Genomic DNA, 8,273 nt, shown 5'->3' with positions numbered 1-8,273 from the left:
TCTTTGTTTTCTCCTACATATTCATGAGAGTTTTTAGCCACTCTTACTTTATTATCTACTCCTACATTTAAGGTATTGCTTAATCCTACTATGGTATCTTTAGATAAGCCTACATTAGTTAAGTATTCTCCTCCTACATTGACATTTTTAGCTAAGTCTATGGTTTGAGTATGAATCTTTTTAATCCTTTCATTATAAATTCCATCCACTATAGAATCTTTATCATTTAAGATTCTTTGAGTGAAATTATGCTGGACTAATTCATCATAATCCTTTTGGGCTTTTAAATAAATTTGTTCTTTATCTTTTATATTTGAGAGGGTAAGTTCAATGGCTTTTTTGCATAATTTAAATCTTTAGTCATTTTAACACTAAATGCGTTATTCCTTGTGTTGTTTTAAAAGCAGGTTTATTAAAATAAGCAAATAAGATTAATTGATATTTTTCATTTATATTATAAAGTATATTCCTATCATTTTGTGAAAGCATAGAAGTATTAAAGGCTATATCATTTCCTTGAAGATTTTCTAAAATCTTAATTTTAGATTGATTGCATTCTAATTCCTCTTCTTTTTTTACACAATATGCCCATTTAATTGTCTCATCGAAGAAAAATTTCTCCTCATTATTTAAGCAGGCTCTAATAAAAATAGTTTCATTGTAAGGGATTTTATCAGTAGTATTTTGCTGTTCTTTGTCTTTATAAGCTTGCATACCTGTGATATATAAATTCTTTCTTGAATTTTTGATTTGTTTTTCATATCCATTTATCTCGGCATCTAAATAAAGATTTTCTCCAAAATCTTGCATGCTTACTTTATTTGTAAAAGTATAGCTTCCACCTTTCTTATCTGCAGAACTTAAAGAGACTATTGCTACATTTCCAATTTTGTGCATTTGACTTGTGCTAAAGCCTTCTAAGGTTTTTGTAGCTATAATACATTTTGTAGCTCTTTTAAAAAAAGAAGAGTTTTCATCTAAAATTAAATCAATCTTAAAACTACTCTTATAAATGCCTTCTTGATACTCTAATTTTAAACTTTCATAAATCCTTCTATTCTCACAATTATGAAGAAATATTTTAGTGATGGTTTCATAATTGTTTCCATTTTTATCTAAAATCTTAAGATTATTAAGTGTTAATTCAAAATTTCCCCCTCTATGTAATAAAATCTCTTCGCTACTATATCTTTCTAGTTTTAAATAGATTTTTAGCATCTTTGAAGCTTTATCTTGTAAAATTTTAAATTGATTTTCTTTAGCAAAACTGTATAATTCTATAGCATTTTCTTCATTGCTAGTAAGAGCAACTTTTAAAATCCCATCGTTTTTATTAATAAAATATGATATATTGTTTTTTACTGTTTTAAAGTATATTTCATTTTCTTTTTTTAAAATAAGTTCTTCTTGGGTGCTACAAGAAAAAGCTTGTGGATTAATTGCTTGTTGTTCTTCTTGTGTTGGATCATATTTTAAATACATTAGCTCACATTGATCTTCTATCAATTTAGTGCAATCTATTTTTGCTTTTGCTCCTATAAGTAGGGTAATAAAAGTATTTTTAGGTTGTTTTATTTGTATAATAGATGGAGTAGGATTTGGATAGAGGATAAGAATATTATGGGGTGTATTTGCTTCTAGTTTTTCAAACTTTTGTCTTAAAGTTTTATTAAGCAAGGTAACATTATCCAATTTATTAGCACCTAAATTCTCACAATAATTAGCAATACAATAAATATTATCTAAGCTAAAATTTTTTTGAGTGAGGGTGTTTAGGTAATCTAAATGAGGCTTAAGGGTTGCAACAATATCATTTATGGGCTTTTTGGTAAGTTGTGAAATTGGTTTAAGTTTTTGAATTTTTTTTAAATCGATAATATAATCTTGATAAGGTATAAAATCTAAATCGTTTTCATACCAAAGTGCTAAATTATATAGTGTATCTTGTTTATGAACTTGTTTGGAGCTTGTTCTATTTGTATTGATTTTATGTATTCTATATTTAATTATTTCCCTTTTGATATTTAAGTAAGAAAACACATCAAAAATAAGACTTATTTTATTAATATTTGGATTAGATAGATAAATATCGGCTTCATCGCAAGCCCTAATAAGAAATGGAATAAAGTTTTTTGGGTTAGTTTTGTATCGTATTAAAAACCACAATAGGAATCTCGAATTTTTGATAATAGAATCTCGAATATTATCTTTGATATTATTAAATCTGCCATGATAATGTAAAGAAACCAAGGAAGCTTTTTCTTGACTATATTCCAACAAGTTATCGCCAATATATTGTGATATATACTTTTTATATGAATCAAAGGTTCTTTCCAAAATTTCTTGGGCTTGTTCTTGCGTAAGCGAAAAATTAAACACTTTATTTTGTAAATAACCTTTTGCTATCTTTGGGTCTGTAAAACCTGCCTTATTGGCTCTATATTTCTCTATAATTTCATAAAAAGTTAATTCTTCATCTCCTATTTTAAGTTTTTTAGAATCATCTGGTAAATACCCTTCTAAAAGTAACTTTGGATTATTTCCTGTCTTTAAATCAAGTCCATATCCAATAGTTACATTGCCTGCAATATGTATAGCATTTTCTTGTTTATAATTTGAATTTTCAAAAGCAATAAGAAGCTTTGCACATTCTTTTTTATAATCATTTTCATTTAATTTTTTAACATCATAAAGCATTATTGCATTTCCTTTTTATAGATATCTCCCCACTCAAATATCGTTTGGTTGCCACACATTGTGCTACAAAAATAATCGGGTGAATTAAATACTTTCTCATCTCTTATAAATACAATACCCTGTTGATTTTTCCTAATATAAATTTTACAATTTGCAAAATCCTTATCATCATTTAAAGCTATAGCTTCTTGTTGAGATTTTATCTGTAATTTCAAAGTTATATCGCATTCGTGCATATCATTAAATTCACTTTTATTTAGGATAGCCTCATATCTAGCTTCACAAATATTAAACTTATCACACTTTTTTATTGTAAAGCTCCCCATATAAAGATTTTCTTGTAATGTATAAGTCCCAAGCCACACATTGCCCGTGTGTGCTGTGTAATTTTGCAATTCTCCAACTCTATTTTGCAAAAGCTCTTTTACACATTCTTTAGATTTGCATTGATTTAGGGTTTGAAGCCATAATCGTTGCGATGTTAAAAGCTTATTTTGCTCATTTTTGTTTAGATTCTGTCTTAGTTCTTTATATGTCTTTGCCATATATCTATCAAGTTTTTGCAACTCCCCACTTTCATCATTACAAATCATCTTTTCAACCTTACTTTTTGCTTTAGCACAATCAAAGCTAGGTTTAGCTTCTTCTGGAGATTGAGCATTAGCACTAATGCTTAACATTAAACACAGTCCTAAAACTATTAAAAACTTTTGCATAAGAACTCCTCCTTTAAATAGAAATTAATTTTATTTATTTGTAAGCTTTTAAATTCCTCATAGCTTAAATTTGTTGTCTTAATTGGCATTTAGTTTCCTAATAATTTATTAAGTTTTTTATCTTTTGTAAAAGCTTGATAGAGCTTCTCATAGTATATTTTATATTTTTCTACCGCTTCATCAAATAAATCTGCATTTGCTTCATTAATCCGAACATCTACAAGAAAGTAATTCCACTGCATAATATTGTAAGCCATAAAATCTATAACAATGCTTTGAGTAGTGTTTTCAAAAAAATTGTTAAATAGATTATAATTGGATAAAAACCCTACGTTCATATCGTAGGTTCCATTAGAGTTTTCAATTGGGACAACAAAATCTTTCACTCTTTCATTAAAGCCCCATCTTTCTCTATTAACTCCACTATCTATCATTTTAAAAGCTAAAGTAGCAATCGCTTCTAAATAAATTTGTTTTATGCAATAATTAGACTGACGGTCTTCTTGTTTTTTTGTCTCAAATGGTGCAACAAAATAGCATTGAAATATATTTCTATTACTCATAACAGAGTGATTAAAATATTTCAGTTTTTCTCTTGTTTTTTGCCCCTCTTTTGTATCTTTAGGGATACTCTTTAGTATTGAAAAATAGAGTTTAGAATACAATCTATCAAGTTTTTGTAACTCCCCACTTTTATCATTACAAATCATCTTTTCTACTTTTGTACTTGCTTTAGCACAATCAAAACTAGGTTTGGCTTCTTTTGGGGATTGTGCATTAGCACTAATGGCTAACATTAAACACAATCCTAAAACTATTAAAAACTTTTGCATAAGAACTCCTTTAATTTACTCTGTATTTTTTGTCGCTTCAAACATAATAACTACTCCTCTAGCACAATATCTAAAAATATAGAGCTATATAAAAAGAAATCTAAGCCAAGATTGAAGTGTTTGGGTATCATAATTTGTTTGAAAAAATATTAACATCCATGCAATAGCAACGCACAGGCTACTATGAATACAAAGAGAGAAAATACTCATTGGGATAATCCATAATGAAAATTCGTTTAGAGCTAGATTTGAATGTGATTGCATAAAAAATTTTCTTAAAAAATATACCAAAGGTAAAGAAATACCACAGATATACATTATTAATAACTCCCATTCACAAGTAATGCAGATAATCAAAAATAATAAATAATATGAAAAAAGCCAAGCAATCCAAAAACTTTTTGAACATACAAACCCACAAAAGCTTTGAAATCTTATCAAAAATACTATACATACATAAGATATACCACCAAGAATCAATACAGGCAATGTAAAGACATATGCTAAAAACCCAAATCCATCAGTCATTATCTCGCCTCACTTTTTACTATAATCCTCAATAGATTCTTTGTATCCAAATTATTTGGAATCTTAATATTTTTAAAACCTTTGCTTGCAACTATAAAATCACAACCAAGATTGAAATGTTTCTGTGTTTGTTGGATTTGTATTTGTTGGTAGTCGTGGTTTTGATATATAAGTTTTTGCATTATGGTTTGTCCTTGCCTATCATAGATAAGATTCTATATAGAATCTTAGTAAAAAATGACTTATGATTTTTATAGAGGATATAGCTAAGGAGTAGTGCAATTATACTGGGAAAAACCACAACAAGAACATAAAAAGTTATAGTGCGAATCGCCTCATTTCTCTCATCGATTTTAAGATAATATCTATCACACCATGAGCTGATATAATATCCAATAGCATACATCATTACAAAAGAAAGGATAAGTAGTCCAATCCCAATAAAAAATGAAACGATATATCTGCCTAGTCTCTTTGTAAATGAAATCTTTTGCATATCAAAATAAGTATAGATAATAGCATAGAGTATAAAGGTAAGATGTATAATTTGCAAGATAATGGGGATTAAAAACATTTGAAAAATTTCAAAAAGGCTGATAATAGTTGTATCGACAAATATTACCCACATAGCTAAGTATAACAACACTGAAGCTCCAATATGTAGAGTAAGATTCACATATTGAGGCTTATATTTATACAATAAAAGCGTCAGACAATAAAGGGGTAGAAAATAGTATGCAATAAGACTAAGCCCATATATAAAAGGCTCATAATCACCACCAGCAAAAAACATCTTACTTCCCCACTATAAAAGCAGTATCTTGCATTTGCGTATGACTAAAATCCATATCCAAAAATGTAGAGCTATATAAAAAGAAATCTAAGCCTAGATTAAAATACTGTTTTGTTTTTAGAAAGTCTGAATTATATAAGGGAAATAAGAATGATTTTGGTGAGGTATATTTAAAATGAAATTTTGTATTTCGGTATTGCATTATCGAATTATATAAATCAAATCCTACCTTCTCATAATCCCATGCCCCAATAGGCTGATCGCTACCATTATTATTAAAATTCACAGTATCAATGATAAAAGCACGCACCTTTTTGCACGCAGCATATAAAGAATGGTAATTATAGAATCTTGTAACTCTCGTGATTTGTATAAGGCTTGGTATATATAAGATATTAAAAGCCCCTGCGATAGAGTATAGAGCAAAATTCTGCTTGTATTTTGGGTTAGAGTGGAATTTATCTAAAACTTCTTTTTCATGTTGTATGGAGTTTTGCAATGAAAATGCATCAAATTTACTTAAGCCTAAATGCGGTAAAAACACATCATTTTTTATATCAAACCTTTGAAAATATAAACTATTATCGATAATATCTGATGGTTTTTGTAAGTCTTTTATAGCTTTATGAGTTTCTGGGAGTGTTTCCTCTTTTTTATATAGCTTAAAGACTTCTGCATTCTTCGTCTTATTCTCTTTCATTGCTTGGATATTGAGTGCCATTGTATATTCTTGTGTGTTTTTAATGTTTTTTATATCTAGTAAAGCATCATTAAGAAAATCTTCGAATTGTTTTTGAAAATCAGATTCTTCTCCAAAAAGCTTTTTGAGATTCATATACTCGCCCTTTAGCTCTTGCATTATAGGAAACTTCATATAAAAACTATCCCAATCTAATTCCGCATAAAATCTTGCTTTATCTCTTGATTTTGTGTTGTCAGTCTTTAATTGTTGCATCTCTACTCTAGGCAATATCTCCTTTACTATTGTTTTCATTGTTTCATTAGGGATAGTATCTATAAAATCTTGTGAAGTAGAGCTTCTAAAGGTTAAATCTTTTAATTCTTTAGCATCACTTGGATTATCATGCCATAATCTTTGACAGATATAGCTTACCCCCCAACCAAGCCTTGAGATTTCATCTTTGTTTGTATGTGCCCTTAGTGTTTCTGCTAGAGTGCAATCAATGGTAATTTGTGGATAATCATTAATTCTTATAAGATAAGAGGCATTATAATTGGGTGTTTCTTTATAAGCAAAGACTAATAGTGTTTTTTGCTCTTGTGTGTCTTTAGGGTTTGGTAGTTGCAAACTAAGATGTTTTCCACAATAAGCTTTGTTGTTTTCTAAATGTCTATAAATGATAGAAGAAGATAATAGGGCTTTATCTTCTTCTTTTTCAATATAAAAACAATCTTTTAAAATTTCTTCATCAAATAAAGAACTTTCCTTTTTGTCATTAGTTAATTGGTTTTTGTTTAACTTATCTAAGGTGTTTTTATCCTGAATAAAAACATAACCCCATTTAATTTGCTCTTCTTTGATTTTTGCATCCTCATAAATAGCTTCAAATTCTACTATATCACCAAAAGTATAGAAATTACGCACTATTTTTTCATTATTTTCTAAGGTAAATTCTTTGGATTTTAGCCTAATAGAGTTTATAGAGCCTTTATCTGCCTTTCTTTCAAATTTTATTTCACACCAATGCCCATACTCATAACTTCTTAATAAAAATCTATGATTATAGATGGGTTTGTTTTTATAAATACTAGATTGGTTTAAAATTAATTCAAAGCTTTGTGCTTCTTTACTAAAAATTTCACTAGCATTTAAATGAGCTTCCCCCATTCTATTGGTTGTAAAAATAGTCTTGATTTCATTTTTATTGCCCTGTGCTATTTCATAAAGCTTAAATTCTTGATTATGCAGAAGAATATTATTAGAACTTAAAAGCCTAATATTTAAACTATTTTTTTGATTAAGTGCTTCCATTACTCTGCCCTAATCTCTCCACCTTTGACCACAAGCCCATTAGAATCTATCACTACTTCAACTCCACCTGCTTTAATAATCACATAATCTCCCTTAGTAACAATTTGAGTATCGCCTACTTGGTGGAGGATTTGATTGCCTGCTTTTACTTCATAATCTGTTTTTGTTTGCGATAATGAATTATCAGATACAAAGGTATTATTTTTATCTGTTTCAAAGCCCATTGAAGCATTGGTGGTGATTAGTAGATTATTTTTGCTTCTTATAGAAGTCTCTTTTTCTGTTTGGATTTTTAATGTTTCTTTTATATTAATATCATAATGCCCCTCAACCACTTCCTTTTTATTTCCCTTCACATTTCTTGTCTCATCCTTATGTATGATGGTATTTTGATTAGCACCTATTTCTATATCTTTGTTTTCTCCTACATATTCATGAGAGTTTTTAGCCACTCTTACTTTATTATCTACTCCTACATTTAAGGTATTGCTTAATCCTACTATGGTATCTTTAGATAAGCCTACATTAGTTAAGTATTCTCCTCCTACATTGACATTTTTAGCTAAGTCTATGGTTTGAGTATGAATCTTTTTAATCCTTTCATTATAAATTCCATCCACTATAGAATCTTTATCATTTAAGATTCTTTGAGTGAAATTATGCTGGACTAATTCATCATAATCCTTTTGGGCTTTTAAATAAATTTGTTCTTT

Annotated in this window: 8 protein-coding genes; all 8 read right to left on the bottom strand. The window is 28.5% G+C overall.

The window, feature by feature from the left end; translation table 11 throughout:
* A partial coding sequence (locus AJN58_RS03815) for a bacteriophage T4 gp5 trimerisation domain-containing protein (RefSeq protein ID WP_410002396.1) occupies positions 1–293 on the bottom strand: 293 nt, incomplete at its 3' end.
* A 67-nt stretch (positions 294–360) separates the two neighbouring features.
* Positions 361–2,697, bottom strand: coding sequence for a hypothetical protein (locus tag AJN58_RS10220; RefSeq protein WP_250535474.1), 2,337 nt, complete (start codon positions 2,695–2,697; stop codon positions 361–363).
* Positions 2,697–3,413, bottom strand: a complete 717-nt coding sequence (locus tag AJN58_RS10315) for a lysozyme inhibitor LprI family protein (protein ID WP_250535473.1) — start codon at positions 3,411–3,413, stop codon at positions 2,697–2,699. Before AJN58_RS10315 ends, AJN58_RS10220 begins: the two co-directional genes overlap by 1 nt.
* Positions 3,414–3,502: 89 nt before the next feature.
* Positions 3,503–4,246 (bottom strand): lysozyme inhibitor LprI family protein, encoded by a 744-nt coding sequence (locus AJN58_RS03795; protein ID WP_070232946.1) that lies wholly within the window; start codon positions 4,244–4,246, stop codon positions 3,503–3,505.
* 84 nt (positions 4,247–4,330) lie between these two features.
* Positions 4,331–4,774, bottom strand: a complete 444-nt coding sequence (locus AJN58_RS03790) for a hypothetical protein (RefSeq protein WP_002789078.1) — start codon at positions 4,772–4,774, stop codon at positions 4,331–4,333.
* Between the two features lie 181 nt (positions 4,775–4,955).
* A complete protein-coding gene (locus AJN58_RS03780; protein ID WP_169313244.1) occupies positions 4,956–5,402 on the bottom strand; it encodes a hypothetical protein in 447 nt (148 codons plus the stop codon).
* Positions 5,403–5,568: 166 nt separating this feature from the next.
* The gene (locus tag AJN58_RS03775) at positions 5,569–7,560 is read right to left on the bottom strand and encodes a DUF6402 family protein (RefSeq protein ID WP_070232948.1); all 1,992 of its coding nucleotides are present in this window, start codon (positions 7,558–7,560) and stop codon (positions 5,569–5,571) included.
* On the bottom strand, positions 7,560–8,273 hold a 714-nt coding region (locus AJN58_RS03770), incomplete at its 5' end, for a bacteriophage T4 gp5 trimerisation domain-containing protein (protein WP_070291990.1). The genes AJN58_RS03775 and AJN58_RS03770, both read right to left, overlap by 1 nt.

The sequence above is a fragment of the Campylobacter sp. BCW_4321 genome (genome assembly GCF_001763075.1).
GTDB classification, from domain to species: domain Bacteria; phylum Campylobacterota; class Campylobacteria; order Campylobacterales; family Campylobacteraceae; genus Campylobacter_D; species Campylobacter_D jejuni.
This window is presented reverse-complemented; position numbering and strand designations above follow the sequence as displayed.

What these genes read in the sequence shown, in the direction of transcription:
- AJN58_RS10220 (WP_250535474.1), bottom strand. Translation starts at nt 2,697, where the DNA reads ATGCTTTATGATGTTAAAAAATTAAATGAAAATGATTATAAAAAAGAA.
- AJN58_RS10315 (WP_250535473.1), bottom strand. Translation starts at nt 3,413, where the DNA reads ATGCAAAAGTTTTTAATAGTTTTAGGACTGTGTTTAATGTTAAGCATT.
- AJN58_RS03795 (WP_070232946.1), bottom strand. Translation starts at nt 4,246, where the DNA reads ATGCAAAAGTTTTTAATAGTTTTAGGATTGTGTTTAATGTTAGCCATT.
- AJN58_RS03790 (WP_002789078.1), bottom strand. Translation starts at nt 4,774, where the DNA reads ATGACTGATGGATTTGGGTTTTTAGCATATGTCTTTACATTGCCTGTA.
- AJN58_RS03780 (WP_169313244.1), bottom strand. Translation starts at nt 5,402, where the DNA reads ATGTGGGTAATATTTGTCGATACAACTATTATCAGCCTTTTTGAAATT.
- AJN58_RS03775 (WP_070232948.1), bottom strand. Translation starts at nt 7,560, where the DNA reads ATGGAAGCACTTAATCAAAAAAATAGTTTAAATATTAGGCTTTTAAGT.